The sequence below is a fragment of the Congregibacter sp. genome, from assembly GCF_965662665.1.
GTDB lineage: Bacteria > Pseudomonadota > Gammaproteobacteria > Pseudomonadales > Halieaceae > Congregibacter.
The window spans coordinates 74626-96717 of record NZ_CBFIIF010000003.1; the positions used below are offsets into that span (position 1 = coordinate 74626).

Genomic DNA, 22092 nt, shown 5'->3' on the forward strand with positions numbered 1-22092 from the left:
AGCGCCGCCACGATTGCCTAAGGGAGCAGTTTGCTCTAGCTTAGGCTATGAGGCCGCAGTACAAGTCAGACGAAAAAAAACGGATAGTAAGGCATGGCACAGTCTTTTGGCTTAGACAGCTTTTTGATCAGATGGTTGTTTGCCGTCGCACTGGTGTTTGGTACCTACAATCCAACGGCCTTTTCTTATGTTGGCTGGCTATTATCGGAAAACTTCAGTTTTGGGCCGCTACCGGCTTTGGTGGGCGTGGCCCTTATCATCGCCTGGTTGGTCTATCTTCGCGCTACCTTCAACTCTCTGGGCTGGCTGGGGATCGTGCTCGGCGCCGCCTTGTTCGGCTGCATGATCTGGCTGTTCATTGATCTTGGTTTGCTGAGCACTGAGTCTACGGGGGCACTCACCTGGCTGGCACTGCTTTTGGTCTCGCTGCTATTGGCAGCAGGCATGTCCTGGTCGCACCTGAGACGCAAAATGAGCGGGCAACTCGACGTCGACGACGTCGAAGACTAAACAGGCAAAAAAAACCCGGAACCTGGGTTCCGGGACAGAGCGGTCGCTACTTTCAACTCCCAGCGCCCAGAGCCCAGCGCCCGAGGGGGTTAAAAAGGCCCCGATCGCAGGGGCACTCAATTTTTACTTGGCGAAACTTACCTTCTCTTCGGCGTCCGGAGACGTCAGAGCGACACCATCGCCTGTTGCCAGGCTACTGGCTCCATCAGTGCTTACAGAGCAAACGACAACCGTGTTCTCGCCGTCTTTAGGGTTAACCATAAGACGCAGGTGGGTTTCACCGGCACTGCGCTTAATGCTGCGCAGTCGAATGCGTGTGCTATCACCGTAATAAGACTCAATGTCTGCTTTGCACTGCGCGAGATTTTCACGATCTTGCTTTCCTGCGAAGGCAGAGACTGCGCCCGTGGCAAGAATAATACCGATAGTTGAAACGAGGACTTTTTTCATGGCCGATCTCCTGAGTGGTTGCTTGGAGATACTATAGGTGCTGCATAATCGAAGTGTTATAGCCGCTATTGACTAAGCGTGCTGCATTTTTGCAACACCCTCTTCATCTTCGCAACAGCTATCGAAGTATGGTCGAAGCTGAGACAGCTCTTCGGCGAGGATTTCCCGAAGAATTCGCATACGTGCCGACAGTCGCAAATCCTTGTGGGTTAATACCCAGAGATCCAGATAGTGATGCACGGTCTCTCCGGGTACTCGGACGAACTCAGGATCATCTCTGAACATGGCGCAGGGTGCGAACATCATGCCCATTCTGGAGCGCACCGCCTCTACTTGCAGCGTTATCGCAGAAACCGCGTGCCTCACGGGTAAGTGCCCGTTTTCACAGAGCTTTCTCCAGGAATCATCGTAGTTATTGCCGTGCAAGCCGATCCAGTTAAGGTGGCTGACGTCCTCGGGGTTATCCGGATTGAGGAGGTCACGGTGCACATAGGCCGAGGCCGTCATTGCCGAGATTTTGCGCCCGATAAGGTTATCTGGTGGTGAGGTACCTGTGCGAAATACGCGAATGGCTATGTCGGCTTCGCGGCGCCCTAAATCCAATGCATCCGGACTACTAATTATCTCAAGATCGATCCCGGGATAATCATCCGCAAACTGCGCCAGCCGCGGCATTAACACGCTAAATCCGCTTGCAGGTGGGAGCGTTAGACGGATTCTGCCCTCCAATTCCTGGTCCGTTCCCGTGACTTGACGCTCCGCAGCCAGCATGAGTTCCTCGACATGCTCAGCGGTAGGCAGCAGGTTCTCCGCGGCCTGGGTCATGCGATAACCCTCGGGAGTGCGATCAAACAAACGCGAGCCCAGGTCTCGTTCAAAGTCATCCAGTCGACGCGTCACTGTGGAGTTACTCACGCCCAATAACTGCGCTGCGCCTCTCGCCGAGCGCTTCCGCGACAGGGCCAAAAGAATCTTTAAGTCATCCCAATCCATGTCGCTTAGGAGTAAATCGCCGAAAACGCGTCAATGAATGAGCCCAGCTGATCACCCGGCAAATCGTTAATTCCCGCCGCGGCGGCACGACCACCGCCGGTATCAAACTGACGACATAGCGTGTCTGCATCGCGCTTGTCACTCAGCGGCGCCCGAACACTCACGAGAAACCCACCATTTGCCTTTTGTGTCAGTACCGCGTGAGCCCGCGCTGGGGTCGCGTTGGCAAGCGCATTCCCGTAGACACCGCTAACCCTCCGCGACCAGGGTGCATCGGGCAACAAAAAAAGCGCAGCCGAATCGCTCTCCCACTCGGGGTTAAGGGTTGACGCACTACTCATATCCCCCTCGTAACCTTGTTCGAGTTTTTCAAAGCTCGAGACTGCGTCCTGAACGAACAGGCGGGGCTCGGTGTAACCACGCATCAACTGATAGAGCTCCGCCGGATGAAAGTGCAAGTCGCTAAGAGCCGCACCATAACCGTTGTAGTTTACGTAGGTACCCAATCGCTTATACAGATCAACGGTTTCCGCATCTAACTCAAGGGTTCGGGCTACGGCCCTGGCGCTGTCATCAAGATTATCGCCAAAGGCTCCCACAACGGCCCAGTGAGCATAAGCCCCGCGTAAATGACCATTGACCAATAGGCTTGTGCACACGTCCGGCGCTGTATTGATCAGCGCCTCCAGGTTAGGGTGTTCGGGGATATCCCCTGCAAAGTGGTGATCACAGTAGAAGACATGTGCACCCGCATGCAGTAATCCCTCAAGGGGCTCGCGATTTTTATCCAGAGAAATGTCCAGAACTGTCACCCGGGAAGCTACCGCAGGATCAAGAACATCCAGTAGCTGAATATCGCGCTTTACACCCGTGACCAGTTCCGCATCCAGCGGCATGGACTGGCGCAACTGCAGCAGCGCACAGATGCCGTCGGCATCGCCGTTAAACACATCGAAGTTTTTCATGCAGCCCAGTATGACGTGAGTTGTGGAGCCGGTCGAGACAGACGCCGCTAACATCAGCGTAAGCCAAGCTAGAGGGGCTAGCCCAAATACCTACGAGTCAAGCGTCAACCGCCGAGTTGGGGAACAGCTTTTTCACATTCGCGGCCTCGGTTTCCGCTGGCAGAGCGCGGCGCTTACCGGCTCGTCCCTGCTTCACCCAGATGTGGTCGTGACGAATTTCGTGATTAGCGAAACCGCTCACGGCTTCTCGAAGTACTTCGGTAATGCCCTGACAGTCCATCGCATCACAGCGCTGAATCAACTCCCCGAGCGCCACATTCACCTGGCCGTGAGAGAGGCATTCCTCTTCAGCTCGCATGATCATGGGGTGCCCCGTACCGCTGACCGATGAGCCCAGCAAGAGCTCCTCATGAAGTTTCTCTCCGGGTCGCAGACCGATAAAGTCGATATCTACCGCATCGAACTTATCCCGCCCAGTACCTACCTCATGTCCGCTCAAACGAATCATACGTTTTGCGAGATCTACAATGCGAACCGGCTCACCCATGTCCAATACGAAGACGTCGCCGCCCGTACCCATAGCGCTGGCCTGCAGCACCAGATGAGCAGCTTCCTGAATACTCATGAAGTATCGCGATACCTCAGGATGCGTAACCGTAACAGGCCCACCGGACTCGATCTGCTCACGAAACAAAGGGACCACCGAGCCCGAGGAACCGAGCACGTTTCCAAAGCGAACCATACAAAAACGTGTCGCGCTCTCTTCGCCAGCCAGGCCCTGCAAAATCAATTCTGCAAAGCGCTTGGAAGCACCCATGATATTGGTGGGACGAACGGCTTTGTCCGTAGAGATCAGCACAAAGGTCTCTACGTTCGCCAGGCGTGCCGCTTCTGCCGCATGCCAGGTACCAAAGACATTGTTTGCCACGCCCTCAGCCACATTGTGTTCAACCATAGGCACGTGCTTGTAGGCGGCTGCGTGATACACAGTCTGTACCGAGAATGTGCGGAAGATAGTCTCCATCCGCAGCTGATCTCTTACTGAACCTAATAAGCAGACCGTATCCACATGGATCTGCATCTTGGTCAAAATGTCCTTCAGCTCACGCTCAATGCGGTAAAGGGCATACTCAGAATTGTCCAGAAGCACAATCTGCTTCGGCCCCGCCTCGAGAATCTGACGGCAAAGCTCAGCGCCGATAGACCCTCCGGCACCGGTAACCATAACCACCTTATCGGTGATACAGCGGTCAATAAGCTCGGGATGGGGAGGCACTGGATCGCGCCCCAGAAGATCATCCAGATCAATATCCTGAATCTGGCTGACCATCGCGGCGCCACCCACCAGTTCATTGATCTTGGGGACGGTACGTACATGCACGGGCAAGCCGACCAGGGAGTTAATGATCTCCCGTCGCCGCTCTGCAGAAGCCGACGGTATCGCTAGCAACACCTGCGTGATCGCATGCTGCTCAATGAGACGTTCGAGATCGCGGGGCCAAATCACCTGCAGGCCATTAATCACCGAGTGTTGCGCTCTGGGATCATCGTCCACAAAGGCGACGACGCGGTACTGATCACCATGATGCAGCGCAGTCAGCAGTTGACGACCTGATTCACCGGCGCCATAGATCAGAACATTCTTGCCACTGGAGCGCAGTCGTGCCTGATAACCCGCGCGAACGATCAGGCGCGCACCGCCAATGGTAAACATTGCCATCGCCCAATACACAAAAGGCATGGAACGCGGCACATCAGCCTGCGTGAAAAATATCGCAGCACCAAGGGCCAGCGTTGAGTAGCTCACAGCCTGGATGATGGTCCAGATCGCCTGCTGACCCATAAAGCGAATAATCGCTCGATAGAGGCCCATACGCAGGAAGACGACGGCGCTGGCCAGCATGGTGAGCGCCGCACAGAAGAGCTCTACACTGCCGGGAGCCTGTGAAAATGAAGCGAAGGGATAACCGAAGGCAACAATGAGCGACAGCGCCACAAAGCCCATATCCACGCCCAGGACCATTGCCTGCTTGACGTTGCGAGGAACTTCTACAATGCGGAGCACTAGCTGGACGATAATGTCCACTGTTGCGCGCACTTTATCCACCAGATTTTGGGCCGGTTTATTCAATCGTATAATCACTCCGCGCTGGTTATGCGCTTGTCGGCTTTTAATTGGACACGCTATATTTCATGCCGACTCAAGATACGAAGCTTACTTCAAACGACGCAATTTCGCTATGAGAAAGAGTTGCGGGAATAATCCCAGGGTCAGTAACGTACATTCAGAAATTAGGTTCAAAACTGCGATCAGTGCCAGCGGTATTAGCCAGCCAACGTGCAGCAGCAATAACGCCGAATCGACCTTCCTGTGAGATTGCCAGTGTCGGGCGAGACGCTGATAACAGTGTTCACTGTGCGCCTGCGCCAGCGGCTCAGATCTCATCGCCCTGTGCACCAATGTGCTAGCCGTATCCAACAGAAAAGGGCTCATCAACAATAGCCACACAACCGGGGATAGATGAGCGTCTCTCCACGCCCAGAGCCCCAACCACCCCAATAGCAAACCAGCACTGAGACTTCCGGCATCGCCCATGAAGAGTTTTGCGGGGGGCCAGTTGAACACAAGAAACCCGGCATAGGCAGCCGCCACAATCGCACAGAGCATGAGATAGTCATTCTCTGCGCCGACAACAAAACCCAGCGCTAGCATTTCTGCCGCCACCAGCACCGTTTGCAAAGCAGCGAGGCCGTCTATGCCATCCATGAAATTGTAAAGATTGAGCAGCCAGGCGAAGGCGACCACCAGTAGCGGCCAGATCCAAAAGCTCAGGCGCGCGGAGTCCAGATAAGCCAGCACAGCAAATGCAGACAGCAGCAGAAAAGCGACGAGACGCACGCCCACCGCCAGTGGCCTCAGGTCATCCCAGGCTCCCAGCGCGCAAAGCACAACAAGCGTCAGTAGCATTGTCCGTGCAGGCGCATCACTAAGGAGTCCGCTACCCAACAACAGTGTCACCATCAAGCTAATTACAATAGTTGCAACAATTGCCAGACCGCCGGAACTCGGTGTCAGGACGACATGCGCGCTTCGATGATTCGGCGAATCGAGCAAACGCATATGCCTCGCCAGTGGCAGATAGACCGCAACTGCCACCAGCGCGAGCACAAGGGTAAACAGCCCGATGCCAAGCAGTTTTAGCTCAGGGCTGAGAGCCCCAAGCCCGGCATCGAGCCCCTTCAACCCCGCATCAAGTGCCATTGGCGACTCTCAGGCTGGACTCGAAATTCAGCGACGGTGAAAAACCCAGAGATTCGAGTCCCTCCGGGCGATAATAATCATCCGCGGTCATTCGGTCCCAGGTGCACCCAGCAGTTTCTCCTCGAACGGTATCGAGTGTTCGACACAGTGTTCTCCATACAAGAGCTGGCGGGGTGGGCAGCCAGGGTTGTCGTCCCATTGCCTCACACAGCGCGGCGTGCAGCCTTTGCGTGCTGTAACGCTCACCATCCGTCGCGGTAAACAGTGCAGGCGTCTCCAGAGTCGACACGGCGAGACCTGACAGGAGACGTACGAGATCAGCCAATGCGATCATGCTGCGCTCGCCTCCGGGTGGTGGTGCCGGTAAATGGAGGGCCGTCCAACGACGCAGCCAACGAAGATGACCCAGTACATTTTCACCGTAAACTAATGCCGGGCGAACAATCACGAGTTCCAATGCAGCGTTGTCACACAAGCGACGCAATCCCTCCTCGGCAAGTGCCTTGGATTGCGCATAGGGGCTGCTCGCTTTTGAGATGGGCAGCAAATCCCCGCTCTCATCGTACTCAGCGGCTGCGGCTTTGACAGTGCTCACAAAGACTAAGCGCTTAACGTCAGCCGCAATGGCTTTTCTCGCCAAGGCTAAAGACGCATCAAGATTCACGGCCTGATACCCATCCACACTGCCCTGCTGATGAGCAATGCCCGCGAGATGAAAGAGCACATCCACACCCTCAAGCGGAAGTTCCCAGTGGGCGGCACCAAAATCACTTTCAAGGAAGCGGACATCAGGATCGTGACAGACTGGAACTGTCGCAGGGCGGCCCTGCGCGCTCAACCGATATCCTTGCTGAGCGAGAGCTGGCAACAACGCTCGCCCGATGTAGCCGTTTCCTCCTGTAACCAGGCAATGCACGCCCCACTCTCCCCATTCAACTGTCGCGGCAGAATGGTGCGCGTATGGGACGAAGAAATAAAGGGGGCAATGCCCCCTTGCGGCTTGAGTTACCTTGTGGCAATTACCTTGGTGGTGATTCTGCCAACTAGCGTATGCGTATCAAGGTACGGTTGCGTTCAACGGTGGATGCGCCAATACCCGTCACTTCCGACAATTCATCGACAGACTCAAAGGGACCAAACTGCTCACGGTAACGAACAATCGCCTCGGCTTTGCTCCCCCCTATGCCATTTAGCTGGCTTGCAAGTTCACTGGCAGAGGCAGTGTTGATATCCACGCCAGAAGCCATGTCTTGCGCCTTATCCTGCCCCACGACTCCCGCAGCCAAAGACGCAGAATCCTTTGAAGCAAGCTCTTGCGCCAGGGTCGGTGACGCCTGAACCATCAACTGGGCAACAAGCGCAGCAGCGGCCGCGAGCGTCACCTTCCGAGCAGTCGATGGGCAGCGCCGAAAAGGCGGCTTAGTTTGCCCGCCCATATCCGTCTTCACAGACGGTAAATTGGCCCCTTGCGCCCGGTAACGGCGAGTAATCTGCCGAGGTATATAGGAAATTGTCGAACGATAAGTCTTTATGTCAGTCACGGTAAGACCTCCTTGTCATCGCGTGATTAGCGTAAGCAGCGGTGACAAGAAAAAACCCTAAAAAAGCAGCAATCTTGACACCGCAAAGCTGCCCGAAGCTGTTGTTACTCCGGGCACAAAAAGAGACTAGCAGCGAATCGCGGCGGCGTGAGCCCGGTGATCACATCGGGCCGAAAGGAATCGGACGAACAGTAAAATCAGGCAGACAGCGACGCGTTAATCGCCCTGAGCGCGGCAGCAGGGTCTTTGGCCTGCGTAATAGGCCGACCAACAACCAGGTAGCTGGAACCCGCATCCATAGCCTCCGCCGGTGTCAGTACTCGTCGTTGATCATCCCGCGTGGCACCCGCGGGACGAATACCCGGCGTGACCAGCGCAAAAGACGAGCCCATCTTTTGACGTAAGGTACTTGCTTCCTGCGCGGAGCACACCACGCCCTGCAGGCCGCAATCCTTCGCAAGCCCCGCTAAGCGAAGGACCTGCTCGCCCAGCGAATCCTCATAGGCCAGCTCAACAAAATCCTGGGCATCCATGCTCGTCAGAACGGTTACCGCAATAAGCAGCGGCGGCGATGACAGACCCGCAAGCGCTTCTGCCGAAGCTTCGAGCATCCGACGCCCTCCACTGGCGTGGACGTTGACCATCCAGACACCCATGGCTGCAGCGCTGCGCAATGCACCGGCAACAGTGTTGGGGATATCATGAAATTTGAGGTCGAGAAATACCTCAAAGTTCAGGGCTTGCAGGCGCTCGACCAGCTGCGGACCGGCAGCGGTAAACAACTCCTTACCCACCTTTAATCGGCACGCTGTGGGGTCCAAAGAGCCAGCAAGCTCCAGGGCCGGAGCCATCTCAGGGTAGTCCAAAGCCACGATGACCGGCGATGAAGTACGACTCATAAGATCACTCCGTTTCTGCTGTGCGGATGGTTCGGAACGTGCCCCAGTACTTACAGCCTGGACAAAACCAAAGCAGGTGGCGGGCCGAAAACCCGCAGTGATCACAGCGATAAGCGGGGCGCACTTCAATGAGACGATCCAAAAGTACACTCAGCATCGACAAAGAATCGCCGGGGACTCCTGGTGACTCTTCCTGCTGGATTCGAATCAATCGAAGCAAGCCGCGAAGCGAAGGAGTATGCGTGAGTCGTTCCGTCAAAAAGCTGTGCGCCGCGACGTTCCCCTGATCACGGCGAATATCATCGGCCACCGCAATCATGAGCGGCGTCGAAGGATGCTCATCCAGACAACGACGGAGATAATCTGATAATGCCTCCTCTTCGCCTAGAGCGGCATAGCAATCTCGCAGCGCAGGTATAGCCTCGGGGAGAAACTCCGCATGCTGCTCCACTACTCGAGTGAGGGCTTCGATAGCCTTTCGATGATTCCCCGCCGCACCCTCAATACGCCCGAGCTCTAACGACGCGCGGGCACAGGAAGGGTCATAATGAAGAGCGTCTTGGAGTGATTTTCTGGCGTCATCAACTCGCCCGTCACCTCCCGCCTCCACAGCAAGCTCGCAATAAAAGTGCGCCAACTGCACGGGGATTGACTGTCCCGAGAGCTTAAGATCCTGCGCGTCACCACCTAAGAGGCTGCGCTTGGGCAGCAGCGCTTTGGCCTCGTCAATCGCCCTCTGCCACTCGCTCTCGGATCGATAAATCTCCAGCAGATACAAACGGCTGACATCTCTTTGTTCATCTGACTCTTTCACCAGGTCAAGCAGCAGAGTCTCGGCACGATCCAGAAGACCGGCAGAAATATAGTCTCGGGCAAGCTCCAGATGCGCGATATACATCTGGGATCGCGGCAGATTCGGCCGCGCCAAGAGGTTTTGATGTATGCGGATCGCGCGGTCTACTTCCCCGCGCCGGCGCAGCACATTCCCAAGGGCAATATGCGTTTCCAGAGTTTCGCTGTTGACTTCCAGAGCGCTGATAAACTGATCAACAGCGCCATCAGGCCGCCCGTCTAGAAGATAGTTGAGGCCTTGGTAGTACTGACTGGGTGGACCCGCAACAGCGTTGTTAGCACCGCTCTGACCTCGACGCCCTAACCACCAGCCGCAAGCAACGGCAGAGAACAGTAGAAGGAATACCAGTGCGTCATTCACGCGTGGCCAGGCCCTTGACACGCAAACGATCTATTTCAGCCTGAGCGCTGGCGATTTGTCGTCGCGCTGCCATCAATCGCGCACGCACACGGAGCACGGCAAAGGACGACAGCAGTAAACCAAGAATGCCTCCGAGGGCCAGTGCACCCAAAACCCACAGTGCCAAACTGTGCGGCGGCAGGATCATGAACAGGACATCCAGAGGGACGGGCTCTGCATTTTGCAGGGCAAACAATACCCCCAGGCCCGCCATGGCGACCGCAAGGATTAACGCGAGGAGTTTACGCAGAAAGCCCATCACAGGCGTACTCAGAGACCTGCCTGAAGGCCGAGGTTCACCCTGTCTCTGAGTTCTTTACCCGGTTTGAAATGGGGCACGTACTTACCGGTGAGCTCCACCGCATCACCAGTTTTGGGATTCCGTCCTCGACGGGGCTCTCTGTAGTGGAGGGAAAAACTGCCAAACCCTCTGATCTCGATGCGTCCGCCACTGCTCAAAGAATTCGACATTTGCTCGATAACCGTCTTCACCGCCAGCTCTACGTCTTTGGTGGAAAGCTGGCTTTGCTTCAAAGCGATAGCTTCTATGAGTTCACTTTTGGTCATGCTCATCGGCCTCAATATACTGTCAGTCCGCCGTTGGGCGGCTGGGGAGCGCTGCGAAGACTGATTTACCCCCGCAAGCCTTCCACTGCTTCTACTCGTATTGTGTACGCTTCATCAAAATCACGCAAGTTCTTATTTTTTATGGAAAATTTACACTCTCAGGACGATGATATTATGCGACGTGGACAGCCTAAGGGCTGACGAAAGGCTGACTAAGAGTTGTAAAGTGCCGAGCAGCCACAAAAAAGGGCCCCGGAGGGCCCTTTTGTCTTTACCAGCCTCTTCAGGCTGGCAGGTACGGTGTGATCACTGACCGCCCATTTGAGCCTTGATCAAGTCACCGATAGTACCGGGTGAAGATGCCTCAGCTTCATCTTTCAGAGACTTAACAGCCTCCTTCTCATCGTCAAAGTCCTTCGCCTTGATCGACAGCGCTACTCCGCGGTTCTTGCGGTCAGCAGAAATGATCTTAGCTTCTACCGAATCGCCAACCTTGAACTCGCTGCGCGCGTCTTCGATGCGCTCACGGCTGATGTCTGCGACCTTGAGGATGCCTTCAACTTCTTCCGCCAACTTCACGGTCACAAACTTGGGATCAACTTCGATCACTTCGCCAGTGACAATGCTGCCGCGATCATTAACGGCGATGTAGTTGCTGAATGGATCATCTTCGAGCTGCTTAACGCCCAAGGAGATGCGCTCGCGCTCAGGATCAACAGAAAGGATGACGGTTTCGATCTCATCGCCCTTCTTGTAGTTACGAACCGCTTCTTCGCCAGTCTCGTTCCAGCTGATATCAGACAAGTGCACCAGTCCGTCGATATTGCCCTCAAGGCCAATAAAGATACCGAAATCGGTGATGGACTTGATCACGCCAGAGATACGATCGCCCTTGCTTGCGCCAGACGCGAAAGCGTCCCAGGGATTCTGCTGACACTGCTTGATACCCAGAGAAATTCGACGACGCTCTTCGTCGATATCCAGAACCATAACTTCGACTTCGTCGCCCAGCTGGACAATCTTCGAAGGATGAACGTTCTTGTTGGTCCAATCCATCTCGGACACGTGTACCAGACCTTCGACACCCTCTTCGATTTCGGCAAAGCAGCCGTAATCGGTAAGATTGGTGACTTTCGCCATGACACGAGCGCCTTCTGGGTAGCGACCTGTGATCTCGACCCAGGGATCTTCGCCCAGCTGCTTAAGTCCCAGCGATACGCGATTACGCTCACGGTCAAACTTGAGAACCTTAACGTCCAGTTCCTGACCGACTTCGACAATCTCGGACGGATGCTTGATGCGCTTCCAGGCCATGTCAGTAATGTGCAGCAGACCATCCACACCACCCAGGTCAACAAAGGCGCCGTAGTCGGTGAGGTTTTTGACCACACCTTTAATGGACTGGCCTTCCTGGAGACCGGCCAGCAGAGCATCACGCTCAACGCTGTTAGCGGCTTCCATAACTGCGCGGCGAGAAACGACAACGTTGTTGCGCTTCTGATCGAGCTTGATGACTTTGAAGTCGAGCTCTTTGCCTTCGAGATGTGCGGTGTCGCGCACGGGGCGAACATCCACAAGTGATCCGGGCAAGAACGCGCGGATAGTATTTACATCAACGGTAAAGCCACCTTTGACCTTGCCATTGATAACACCCTTAACCACTTCTTCAGCGGCAAAGGCTGCTTCGAGATCTTTCCAGGACTCAGCGCGCTTGGCTTTCTCACGGGACAGTTTGGTTTCACCAAATCCGTCTTCAACCGTTTCCAGCGCAACCTGGACTTCGTCACCAATGTTCAGACTGCACTCGCCTGCGGCATCAATGAACTGGGCCCGGGGAATAACACCCTCAGACTTGAGTCCCGCGTGAACGGTAACCCACTCATTGTCGATATCGATTACCACGCCGGTGACGATGGCGCCGGGCTGCATATCGACGGTTTTTAAACTTTCTTCAAATAGATCAGCGAAGGATTCGCTCATTACATAATTACCTGTTTTTTGGCTTGGCGATAAACGCCTGCCGTCCCTCCAGCAGGAACGACTCCAGTTCAAATAAAGCTTCGCTAAAACGGTGCTGGATCAAGTTTCAGCAAAAGCTAATAATTCACGAGACAAAAAATTCACTACAAGGTCGGCCCAGATTCGAAAATCTGTCCGGAAATCGCGTCTTAAAACGTCAGCTTAAAAGCCGTCTCAGACGTGCTTCCCGGAGGACGGTGTCAAGCACCGAACTTGCCGAAATACCTGTACTATCAATGACTAAGGCATCAGTAGCGGGTACCAGCGGGGACTCCGCTCTATTACTATCGCGTGCGTCCCGCTCCTCGATGGTCTCGAGAAGGCGCGCGAGGGTAACACTTTCGCCTTTTGCCAGCAACTGACGATAACGCCGTTCCGCTCGGGCTTCGGCGCTCGCTGTGAGGAAGATTTTTAGGGGTGCTTCGGGGAATACCACCGTGCCCATATCTCTGCCATCGGCAACCAAGCCCGGCGCGATCGCCATCTGTCGTTGCCGATCAAGGAGAGCTGCGCGAACTGCGCCCATCGCGGCAACCTTTGAGGCTGCCGCACTGCAGGATTCACTCCGAATCGCCAGACTGATGTCCTCTCCACTCAGCATCACCTGAGTCAGCCCCTCAGCAGCGGCTACGAACTCCAACGCAAGGTGGCGCGCAAGGTCAGCTAATGCCTGCTCGTCCGTCAAAGGCACATCCTTCGCGAGTGCGGCGAAGGCAGTCACGCGGTAAAGCGCGCCGCTATCGAGCATATGCCAACCGAGCTCACTGGCCAGGCTGTAGGACAAGGTGCCCTTCCCCGCTCCGCCGGGGCCATCAACCGTAATAACCGGCACACTCACTCGCCAGTGTCTCTCGAAGCTATTTGCAGTCCCAGCCCTCGGGTTAGAGCATCAAAGTCGGGAAAGGATGTTGCCACATGATCACAATCAAGGATCCGGATCTCACTCTCGGCACGAAGCGCCGCCACGGCAAAAGACATGGCTATGCGGTGATCATGGAAAGTTCTTATGGTGCCGCCGGTCATGGCGCCGCCATCGATGATAATTCCATCATCAAGCACTTCGTTGCGCACCCCGAGCGTCGACAAGCCTTCGGCCATACTGGAGATCCTGTCGCTCTCTTTTACACGAAGCTCTTCTGCTCCGCGTAACACCGTCCGGCCCTCGGCACAGGCAGCCGCGACAAACAACACAGGAAACTCATCAATAGCCAGGGGCACAAGATCTCGGGGAATATCGATACCCTTAAGCGGTGCCGAACGCACGAGAATATCCGCCACTGGCTCCCCACCAATTTCACGCTCATTGCTCAATGTGATATCTGCCCCCATAAGCCTGAGGATACTAATCACGCCCGTGCGCGTAGGGTTTACGCCAACGTGGGTCAATAACAACTCTGAACCGGGCGCGATACTCGCCGCAACAAGCAGAAACGCCGCAGACGAGATATCCGAAGGCACGTCGATCTCACAGCCGTGCAACTCGCCCCCGCCACGGAGACTCGTCACCCCCTCTCGCGACTCCAGCTCGTAGCCAAAACCACGCAGCATGCGTTCCGTATGATCTCTGGTCGGGGCAGGCTCGGTTACCGAGGTCTCTCCCTCGGCAAACAAACCCGCCAAGAGGACACAGGACTTCACCTGAGCACTGGCCATGGGTAAATCATAGTGGATTCCCTGTAATCTCGCGCCGCCAGCCAGCTGCAGTGGCGGTCTGCCGCCATCGCCGGATGCGATGGTCGCACCCATGCGGGTCAGCGGTGTGATAACCCGCTGCATGGGTCGCCCCATCAAAGACTCGTCGCCCACCAGTTCGCTGTTAAAAGCTTGCCCTGCGAGAATCCCGCAGAGTAAACGCATACTCGTCCCTGAGTTCCCCATATCCAGTTGTGACGCTGCCTGTTGAAGCCCTGTCAAACCCACGCCTTGAATGCGCAAAGCGCCTTTATGGGGACCTTCTATATGCACACCCAAAGCCCTGAACGCAGCCACAGTTGCCAGAGCATCCTCCCCTTGAAGAAAACCGCTTACGCTTGTCTCTCCTGTCGCCAAAGCCCCCAGCATGACGGAACGATGAGAAATCGACTTATCTCCGGGAACACGAGCCTCGCCATGAATACTGCCACCGGGGGCTACTAAAAATTCCACTTTGTGCTTACTCCTTTATACCGAGGCGCTCTGCCATCGCTCGGCACTTTGCATGTGGGTTCAGGGGTGATCGCGCATCGCCAGGTCTTTGGCGAACTCGTCCCGGGCCGTCTTAGCCGTGCGAAAGGTGCGCTCCAACGATGCTCCATCACGCTCTGCAATAGATGTACGCAAGGCGCCCAAGTGCTCACAGAAGTCGTCAAGGGCCGCAAGCAAGGCATCCTTATTAGCCAGGGAAATATCTCGCCACATCACGGGATCGCTGGAGGCAATGCGTGTGAAGTCACGAAATCCCCCCGCTGCAAAACGAAAAATATCATCCCGTATAGGTGATTGATCCAGGGCATCTACCAAAGCATAGGCCAGCACATGGGGCAGATGGCTGGTAGCCGCCAACACACTGTCATGCTCGTTGACGTCCATACACTGCACGGTGGCTCCCGCCGCAGTCCACAGCTTTTGCACGAGACCCAGAGCCAGAGGATCTGTATCAACACCCGGGGTCAAAATAACCCGATGCTGCGCAAACAATGCGGCATCTGCGGCACGAACACCCGATCGCTCAGATCCTGCAATGGGATGTCCAGGCACATACAGAGCCGCTCCCGCAGGTGCCGCGTCGAGCACGCCGCGATACAAATCACCCTTCACGCTGGCAACATCCGTCACACACAGCGTAGCTCCGGGATTATTCAACATCTCAAGTATCAGGCTTTCGCAGGCCAGAGTCGGGGTAGCAAGAACCGCAATATCCACCGCCTCCATGAGCGATGTAATGTCCTTCGCGGCGGTATCAATAACGCCCAGCTCAAGGGCTGCCTCAAGCGCATGCGGATCGTGATCCCAGGCGGTGATCGATGAAGCAAAACCCGCATTTTTCAGGGCCAGAGCGAGAGAACCGCCAATAAGCCCTATCCCGACAAAGCCCAGGCGATAGTGCTGCGGTTCATTCACAAGACATACCCACGCAGGGAATCAAAGCACGCCCCGGGGATATGATCCCAGGGGTTTGAGCAAAATTGACTGCTCTTCGAGTTCGCGCATGATTTCGACGACCGCGGGATCCTGAACATGGCCCTCAAACTCTATAAAAAACACGTAGGCCCACTTTTCGGTGCGCGACGGCCGCGTATCAATGCGCGTGAGACTTACGCCGTTACGACGAAAGGGATCAAGAAGCGTAAACAAAGCTCCGGGTTTGTTACGACTGGAGACAACGATGGAGGTCTTGTCCGCGCCACTTGGCGGTACTTCGCTGCGCCCAATCACCAGGAAACGCGTCGTATTGTCCGCCGAGTCTTCAATATGCTGTGCCAGGGGCTCCAGGTGATAGACCTCTGCAGCCATATCACCCGCAATTGCGGCCGTAGCGCTATTCTCTGCCGCTATGCGGGCAGCCTCGCCGTTACTGCTCACCGCCTGTCGCTCGACTTTCGGCCAGTGCGCATCCAGCCAATTACGACACTGCGCCAGAGCCTGCTGATGCGCGCAGATGCGCGTAACGTCCTCCATCTTCGTGCCCGCTGAGGCTAAAAGATGATGGCTAATGCGCAATTCAACCTCGCCGGCGATCTTCAGCGGCGAATCAATAAAGCTGTCCAGCGTATGGCTCACCATGCCCTCCGTGGAATTTTCCACAGGGACGATGCCGTAGTTACAGTGTCCGGATTCAACCTCCGAAAACACCGTGTCGATGGTGACCTGGGGAACACACACCGCCGCATGGCCAAAGTGCTTTAGCGCTGCCGCCTGAGTAAAGGTGCCTTCGGGCCCGAGGTAGGCGACCTGCAGAGGCTTCTCAAGGGCAAGACAAGCGGACATGATTTCACGAAAAACATGAGCGACGGTCGGACCTTCGAGAGGCCCACTGTCGCGTTCCATAATCCGACGCAAGACCTGCGCTTCTCGCTCGGGGCGGTAATAGACAACTTCCTGATCGGGCTCGCCGCGGGCGCGTGCCGCCTGCACCTCGTCGAGCTTGATTGCGGCAACACGCTGCGCGCAGCGGGCGCGTTCGGCAATCAAGGCTTGAATTTTCGCATCTACGGCATCGATGTCCGCTCGAACCTGATCGAGATTTCGAGCGTCGGCTGAATCATCCGCTGAGGTAGTTTTGGGCGCGTCGTTGGTCATATCTCCCGAACTCCGGGGCATCGTTGGCTAAATCTGGACTGCATAACGATTCTCGACAAAACACCAACTGGAAATGGACAGGGCATGAAGCGCATGAATAGTGCAGTGGCCTAGCCGTGCTGGCGCTCGAAATCCTGCATGAACTCGATAAGCGTATCGACTGCAGCCTGAGGAATCGCGTTGTAAATGCTCGCGCGCATACCGCCCACGGATCGGTGTCCTTTAAGATTCAACAATCCGGCTGCGTCGGCGTTTTCAAGAAACAGTTTATCCAGCTCTGCGTCCGCCAGGGTAAATGGAACATTCATCCAGGACCGATCAGCCAGCGCCACGGGATTGCCGTAAAACTCACTCCCGTCAATAGCACTGTATAAACTTGTCGCTTTCTTTCGATTGCGTTCTGCCATGGCTGCCAGTCCGCCCTGGGACTCAATCCAATCAAACACCAGGCCTGCAAGATAGATAGAGTAGGTCGGCGGGGTATTGAGCATAGAGCCCGCTTTGTCGGTCACCTCCCAGTTCATCATAGAGGGACAACTACTCATTGCACGGCCATAGAGCTCGCGCCGTACGATGAGAATCACCAAACCCGCTGGACCAATGTTCTTTTGTGCGCCCGCGTAGATCACATCAAAGTCATCAACAGCGAGAGGTCTTGAGAGCAGTGTCGAGGACATGTCAGCCACGATCGGCGAGTCACTTTCGGGCATCCAGTGAAACTCAATGCCATCGATGGTTTCGTTGGGCGTGAAGTGTAAGTAGGCTGAATCACTGGCATCCAGCCACGCTTCCTGCAACGGGATAGCTCGGGGCAGCTCCTTTGATGCTGCGGCAACTTCAACAACATCGCCGTAGCGACCAGCCTCGGCCATGGCCTTCTTGGACCATTGTCCCGTGTTGGCGTAGGAAAAGGCCTTAGCAACCCCACCCAAATTCAGCGGCACCGCAGCGAACTGTGACGACGCGCCGCCTTGAGCGAACAAAACCGCAAACTCGTCACTGATACCCAGCAGGCGACGCAAAGAAGCCTCCGCAGCCTCGACTGTGGACACCACCTCTTTTGAGCGATGACTCATCTCCATGAAGGACATGCCCGTACCGTGCCAGTCGAGCATTTCCGCGGACGCACGCTCGAGAACCTCGTCGGGAAGTACCGCCGGGCCAGCGCAAAAATTGTAGGGACGAGCCATCAGTCTTCGCCGCCTTGCGTACTCGCGGCGCTATCAGCATCGGCGTTTTCTACTGCATCTTCTTCACCGCTGTCGACGATTCGCTCGACCTGAACCAGAGTTTCGCCTTCCTTGGTGCGAATAATGCGCACGCCTTGGGTGTTTCGACCCAGTTGCGATACCTGATCACACTGGGTGCGTACCAAAGTGCCCTGATTGGAGATCAGCATCAGTTCGTCGCCGCTAAATACTTGTAACGCACCTACCCGGCGGCCGATGCGTTCGGAGCTCGCCATAGCAATCACGCCTTTTCCGCCGCGACCCTTGGTGGGGAAATCATCAACCCTGGTGCGCTTGCCATAACCATTCTCGCTCACGGTGAGCACCGTGCCGCTGGCATCCGGTACCAGCAGAGAAATCATATGGTGACCATCGGCCAGATTAATTCCGCGAACACCGCGACTCGCACGTCCCATGGGCCGCACAGCGCTCTCGGAGAAACGAGTAGCCTTACCCTCACTGGAGAACAGCATCACGTCCTGACCACCATCGGTGATGGCGGTTCCCACGAGGACATCATCGTCGCCCAGCACAATGGCACGCAAACCTGCGGAACGGGGGGCAAAGCTCGTCAGATCAGTCTTCTTCACATAGCCATTCGCTGTCGCCATAAAGATAAAGCGATCATCGTTGTGCTCTTCCAGAGGCAGGATAGAGGTCACACGCTCCCCTTCATCCAACTGCAAAAGATTAACCATGGGGCGCCCGCGAGAGCTGCGCCCGGCCACAGGAATCTGATACACCTTGATCCAGTACACCTTGCCAAAGTTACTGAAACACAGCAGCGTATCGTGGGTATTGGCAATGAGCAGATGCTCGACAAAGTCTTCGTCCTTAACCGATAGCGCGGCCTTGCCCATCCCACCCCGGCGTTGCACCTGATACTCCGCCAAAGGCTGCGTCTTGGCATATCCACCGTGTGACAGGGTCACAACGCGATCTTCCGGTGTGATCAGGTCTTCTGCGGTGAGATCTTCCTGAGAATCGCGGATCTCGGTGCGACGTTCGTCACCAAACTCCGTAGCGATCTCTTCCAGCTCTTCACGAATAACCGCGAGCAAACGCTCGGAATCCTGCAAAATGTCGAGCAGATCCGCGATCTCAACCAGTTTGTCCTGATACTCTTTGAGCAGCTTTTCGTGCTCCAGGCCCGTAAGACGGTGGAGCCGCAGATCAAGAATTGCCTGTGCTTGCGTGGGCGACAGTCGATACTGGCCATCATGCAAGCCATAAAACGGCTCGAGCTCATCGGGGCGACAGGCCTCAGCACCAGCACGCTCAAGCATGCTGGTCACTTCACCGGGCATCCAACGCTCCGCCAGCAGGCTTTCCCGTGCCTCAGCAGGGCTTGGCGACGCCTTTACGAGCTCAATGACTTTGTCGATATTTGCCAGGGCGATGGCAAGACCTTCCAGTACGTGACCCCGCTCGCGCGCTTTGCGCAGAAGGTACAACGTTCGTCGCGTGACAACTTCGCGTCGGTGACGCAAAAAGGCTTCAAGAATCTCTTTGAGATTAAGGACTCTTGGCTGCCCGTCCACCAGGGCGACCATATTGATGCCGAATACGTTCTGCAAAGACGTCTGGGCGTAGAGGTTGTTGAGCACCACATCGCCAATCTCACCCTTACGAAGCTCGATAACAACGCGTAGCCCGTCTTTATCGGATTCGTCGCGAAGCTCGCTGATCCCCTCGAGCTTCTTCTCTTTCACCAGCTCGGCGATACGCTCAATAAGACGCGCCTTGTTCAGCTGATAGGGAATTTCGTGAACAATAATGGTATCGCGGCCGGTCTTTTCGTCGGTGATGACCTCGGCTTTTGCGCGAACGTAGATGCGTCCACGCCCTGTTCGGTAAGCCTGCACAATCCCCGCTCGGCCATTGATAATTGCGCCCGTAGGAAAATCCGGCCCCGGCAAATAGCGCATGAGATCATCAATAGTGATCTGAGAGTCGTTGATTAGCGCCAGACAGGCGTTGACCACTTCTCGCAGATTATGCGGCGGGATGTTGGTCGCCATGCCCACGGCAATACCCGCAGAGCCGTTCACCAGAAGGTTCGGTACTCGCGTTGGCAATACCGCCGGTATCTGCTCTGTACCGTCGTAATTGTCGACGTAATCTACGGTGTCTTTGTCGAGATCCGACAGCAGCATGTGAGCAATCTTGGACATGCGGATCTCGGTGTAGCGCATCGCTGCCGCAGAATCACCATCCACCGATCCAAAGTTACCCTGACCATCAACCAGGGTGTAGCGCATAGAAAAAGGCTGCGCCATACGTACTATCGTGTCGTAAACCGCCGAGTCACCGTGCGGGTGATACTTACCAATAACATCACCTACAACTCGCGCGGACTTTTTGTAGGGTTTGTTCCAGTCGTTATTCAACTCGTTCATCGCAAACAAGACGCGCCGGTGCACAGGCTTTAGCCCGTCCCGGACATCCGGAAGCGCACGCCCGACGATGACACTCATTGCATAATCGAGGTAGGACTGCTTGAGCTCGTCTTCGATCGTGACTGGAGAGATTTCTCTCGCTAATTCACCCATAAATTGCCTTGAAGTGGTATTCGGTCGATGGTGTTTTGTGAGGTTTCCGACGCCGTTTGGCCGCGCCCAAAAACAGCCCGAAAGTATACCTTTTTGAAGGCCTTAAAGGCTATGCCCGGAGTGTCGAATATAACGCGCTTACGACAGGCAAAAGCCATGCTCATCCAGGCGGCTTTGGCACGCTATAATCTCAGCCGTGATCCCTTCCCAATGCCCAACACCCTTGTGAGAAAAACCCCATGAACCCGCCCAATTTTACGGCCGACTTCATCATCCAGCCCGGATGGATTATTCCCATGGAGCCGGCTGAAACGGTACTTACTGAGCACGCTATCGCGGTAGAGAATGGTCAAATCAAGAGTGTCCTCGCGAACTCCGAACTTCCTGGAGATCTGAACATACAGCGCGTAGAGCTTCCCGGACACGCAGTGCTACCCGGACTCGTCAATGCCCACGGTCATGCGGCCATGAGCCTGCTGAGAGGTTTCGCGGACGATCTGCCGCTGATGCCTTGGCTTGAGGACCACATCTGGCCCGCAGAGGCCGCGCATGTGAGCGAGGAATTCGTGCGCGATGGGACATCCCTTGCAATGGCTGAAATGCTGCTTTCGGGCACTACCACCTTTAGCGATATGTATTTCTTCCCGGAGACAGTGGCATCACTCTGCGTGAAAACGGGTATGCGGGCGCAGCTTGCAACACCCGTTCTTGAATTCCCCACCGCCTGGGGAGATGGTTCTGATGACTACATCAGCAAATCTCTGGCACTGCGGGACGACTGCAAAAACCTGAGCCGTTTAAACATTGCCTTTGGCCCCCACGCCCCCTACACCGTATCGGAGTCGACACTGGAAAAGCTGGCTTTGTACGCGGCTGAACTGGACATGGGGGTACACATGCATCTGCATGAAACGGCGGGCGAGGTACTGAGCGCCGTGGAGGCGACGGGAGAACGCCCCCTGGATACACTGCGACGCATTGGACTTCTCGGATCGCGCACGCAGTGCGTGCACATGACCTCCATCGGTAAACAGGACATCGCCAACCTGGCCGAGACGGGCGCACAGGTCATCCACTGCCCTCAGTCAAACATGAAGCTGGCCTCGGGCACATGCCCTCTAGGAGAACTTGAGTCCGCTGGTGTTAATGTCGGACTCGGAAGCGATGGCGCCGCCAGCAACAATGACCTCAATATGTTTAACGAGATGCATAGCGCGGCGCTACTCGCCAAACTCAGTAGCGGTGACCCCACCGTAATGCCGGCGCACCGCGCATTGCACATGGCCACCTTGGGCGGCGCCAGGGCCCTCGGGTTGGAGCAAGACATCGGCAGTATCACGCCCGGCAAGCAAGCCGACCTCATTGCCGTAGATCTGTCTGCACCGGCCACCCAGCCGCTTTATAATCCGCTTTCACAAATCGTGTACGCCTGCACCGGCGGCGAAGTCACGCATAGCTGGGTTGCGGGAGAAGCACTGTTACAGGATCGCAAGCTTCTTACCATTGATCTTGATGAAACGCTGTCTCGAGCGAAACACTGGGGCCAGAAGATCAGCTCACACTGAACCGAACATT

General features: G+C 55.7%; 20 protein-coding genes. 2 read left to right on the top strand and 18 right to left on the bottom strand.

The window, feature by feature from the left end; all coding sequences use genetic code 11:
* The first annotated feature begins 93 nt into the window (after window positions 1–93).
* Window positions 94–510 carry a DUF6524 family protein gene (locus tag ACTG39_RS02210; RefSeq protein ID WP_439105889.1) on the top strand — a complete coding sequence of 139 codons (417 nt, stop codon included), beginning with the start codon at window positions 94–96 and terminating at the stop codon, window positions 508–510.
* Window positions 511–633: 123 nt separating this feature from the next.
* Here the strand turns inward: ACTG39_RS02210 and ACTG39_RS02215 are convergent, their stop codons facing one another.
* The 18 genes from ACTG39_RS02215 to gyrA form a co-directional block, all read right to left on the bottom strand.
* A complete protein-coding gene (locus tag ACTG39_RS02215; RefSeq protein ID WP_439105890.1) occupies window positions 634–960 on the bottom strand; it encodes a hypothetical protein in 327 nt (108 codons plus the stop codon).
* Window positions 961–1032: 72 nt separating this feature from the next.
* Window positions 1033–1953 carry a LysR family transcriptional regulator gene (locus ACTG39_RS02220; RefSeq protein ID WP_439105891.1) on the bottom strand — a complete coding sequence of 307 codons (921 nt, stop codon included), beginning with the start codon at window positions 1951–1953 and terminating at the stop codon, window positions 1033–1035.
* A 5-nt stretch (window positions 1954–1958) separates the two neighbouring features.
* The gene (locus ACTG39_RS02225) at window positions 1959–2918 is read right to left on the bottom strand and encodes a DHH family phosphoesterase (RefSeq protein WP_439105892.1); all 960 of its coding nucleotides are present in this window, start codon (window positions 2916–2918) and stop codon (window positions 1959–1961) included.
* Between the two features lie 97 nt (window positions 2919–3015).
* Entirely contained in the window at window positions 3016–5049 is a 2034-nt protein-coding gene (locus tag ACTG39_RS02230) for a polysaccharide biosynthesis protein (RefSeq protein WP_439105893.1), read from the bottom strand.
* Between the two features lie 84 nt (window positions 5050–5133).
* Window positions 5134–6180, bottom strand: coding sequence for an MraY family glycosyltransferase (locus ACTG39_RS02235; protein WP_439105894.1), 1047 nt, complete (start codon window positions 6178–6180; stop codon window positions 5134–5136).
* Window positions 6170–7096 (bottom strand): NAD-dependent epimerase/dehydratase family protein, encoded by a 927-nt coding sequence (locus ACTG39_RS02240; RefSeq protein WP_439105895.1) that lies wholly within the window; start codon window positions 7094–7096, stop codon window positions 6170–6172. The genes ACTG39_RS02235 and ACTG39_RS02240 overlap by 11 nt, the downstream gene beginning before the upstream one ends.
* A 127-nt stretch (window positions 7097–7223) precedes the next feature.
* Window positions 7224–7721 (bottom strand): ComEA family DNA-binding protein, encoded by a 498-nt coding sequence (locus ACTG39_RS02245; protein ID WP_439105896.1) that lies wholly within the window; start codon window positions 7719–7721, stop codon window positions 7224–7226.
* A gap of 197 nt (window positions 7722–7918) precedes the next feature.
* Window positions 7919–8620, bottom strand: coding sequence for an orotidine-5'-phosphate decarboxylase (pyrF, locus tag ACTG39_RS02250; protein WP_439105897.1), 702 nt, complete (start codon window positions 8618–8620; stop codon window positions 7919–7921).
* 4 nt (window positions 8621–8624) lie between these two features.
* Window positions 8625–9833: a lipopolysaccharide assembly protein LapB gene (lapB, locus tag ACTG39_RS02255; protein ID WP_439105898.1), complete on the bottom strand. Its 1209-nt coding sequence runs from the start codon at window positions 9831–9833 to the stop codon at window positions 8625–8627.
* Window positions 9826–10131, bottom strand: coding sequence for a lipopolysaccharide assembly protein LapA domain-containing protein (locus ACTG39_RS02260; RefSeq protein WP_439105965.1), 306 nt, complete (start codon window positions 10129–10131; stop codon window positions 9826–9828). The genes lapB and ACTG39_RS02260 overlap by 8 nt, the downstream gene beginning before the upstream one ends.
* Window positions 10132–10142: 11 nt before the next feature.
* Window positions 10143–10457: an integration host factor subunit beta gene (gene ihfB / locus ACTG39_RS02265; protein WP_439105966.1), complete on the bottom strand. Its 315-nt coding sequence runs from the start codon at window positions 10455–10457 to the stop codon at window positions 10143–10145.
* A 288-nt stretch (window positions 10458–10745) separates the two neighbouring features.
* Window positions 10746–12419 carry a 30S ribosomal protein S1 gene (gene rpsA, locus ACTG39_RS02270; RefSeq protein ID WP_439105899.1) on the bottom strand — a complete coding sequence of 558 codons (1674 nt, stop codon included), beginning with the start codon at window positions 12417–12419 and terminating at the stop codon, window positions 10746–10748.
* Window positions 12420–12615: 196 nt separating this feature from the next.
* Complete coding sequence (gene cmk, locus ACTG39_RS02275; protein ID WP_439105900.1) at window positions 12616–13296, bottom strand: (d)CMP kinase; 681 nt, start codon at window positions 13294–13296, stop codon at window positions 12616–12618.
* Window positions 13293–14603 carry a 3-phosphoshikimate 1-carboxyvinyltransferase gene (gene aroA / locus ACTG39_RS02280; protein ID WP_439105901.1) on the bottom strand — a complete coding sequence of 437 codons (1311 nt, stop codon included), beginning with the start codon at window positions 14601–14603 and terminating at the stop codon, window positions 13293–13295. Before aroA ends, cmk begins: the two co-directional genes overlap by 4 nt.
* Window positions 14604–14663: 60 nt before the next feature.
* Window positions 14664–15557: a prephenate dehydrogenase gene (locus ACTG39_RS02285; RefSeq protein WP_439105902.1), complete on the bottom strand. Its 894-nt coding sequence runs from the start codon at window positions 15555–15557 to the stop codon at window positions 14664–14666.
* Window positions 15558–15578: 21 nt separating this feature from the next.
* Window positions 15579–16736, bottom strand: a complete 1158-nt coding sequence (gene pheA / locus ACTG39_RS02290) for a prephenate dehydratase (RefSeq protein ID WP_439105903.1) — start codon at window positions 16734–16736, stop codon at window positions 15579–15581.
* 110 nt (window positions 16737–16846) lie between these two features.
* A complete protein-coding gene (serC, locus tag ACTG39_RS02295) occupies window positions 16847–17926 on the bottom strand; it encodes a 3-phosphoserine/phosphohydroxythreonine transaminase (protein WP_439105904.1) in 1080 nt (359 codons plus the stop codon).
* On the bottom strand, window positions 17926–20517 hold the full coding sequence (gene gyrA, locus ACTG39_RS02300; protein WP_439105905.1) for a DNA gyrase subunit A: 2592 nt from the start codon (window positions 20515–20517) through the stop codon (window positions 17926–17928). The genes serC and gyrA overlap by 1 nt, the downstream gene beginning before the upstream one ends.
* A gap of 239 nt (window positions 20518–20756) precedes the next feature.
* On the opposite strand from gyrA, the gene ACTG39_RS02305 reads away from it, so the two are divergent.
* Window positions 20757–22082, top strand: coding sequence for a TRZ/ATZ family hydrolase (locus ACTG39_RS02305; RefSeq protein ID WP_439105906.1), 1326 nt, complete (start codon window positions 20757–20759; stop codon window positions 22080–22082).
* Window positions 22083–22092 lie beyond the last annotated feature (10 nt).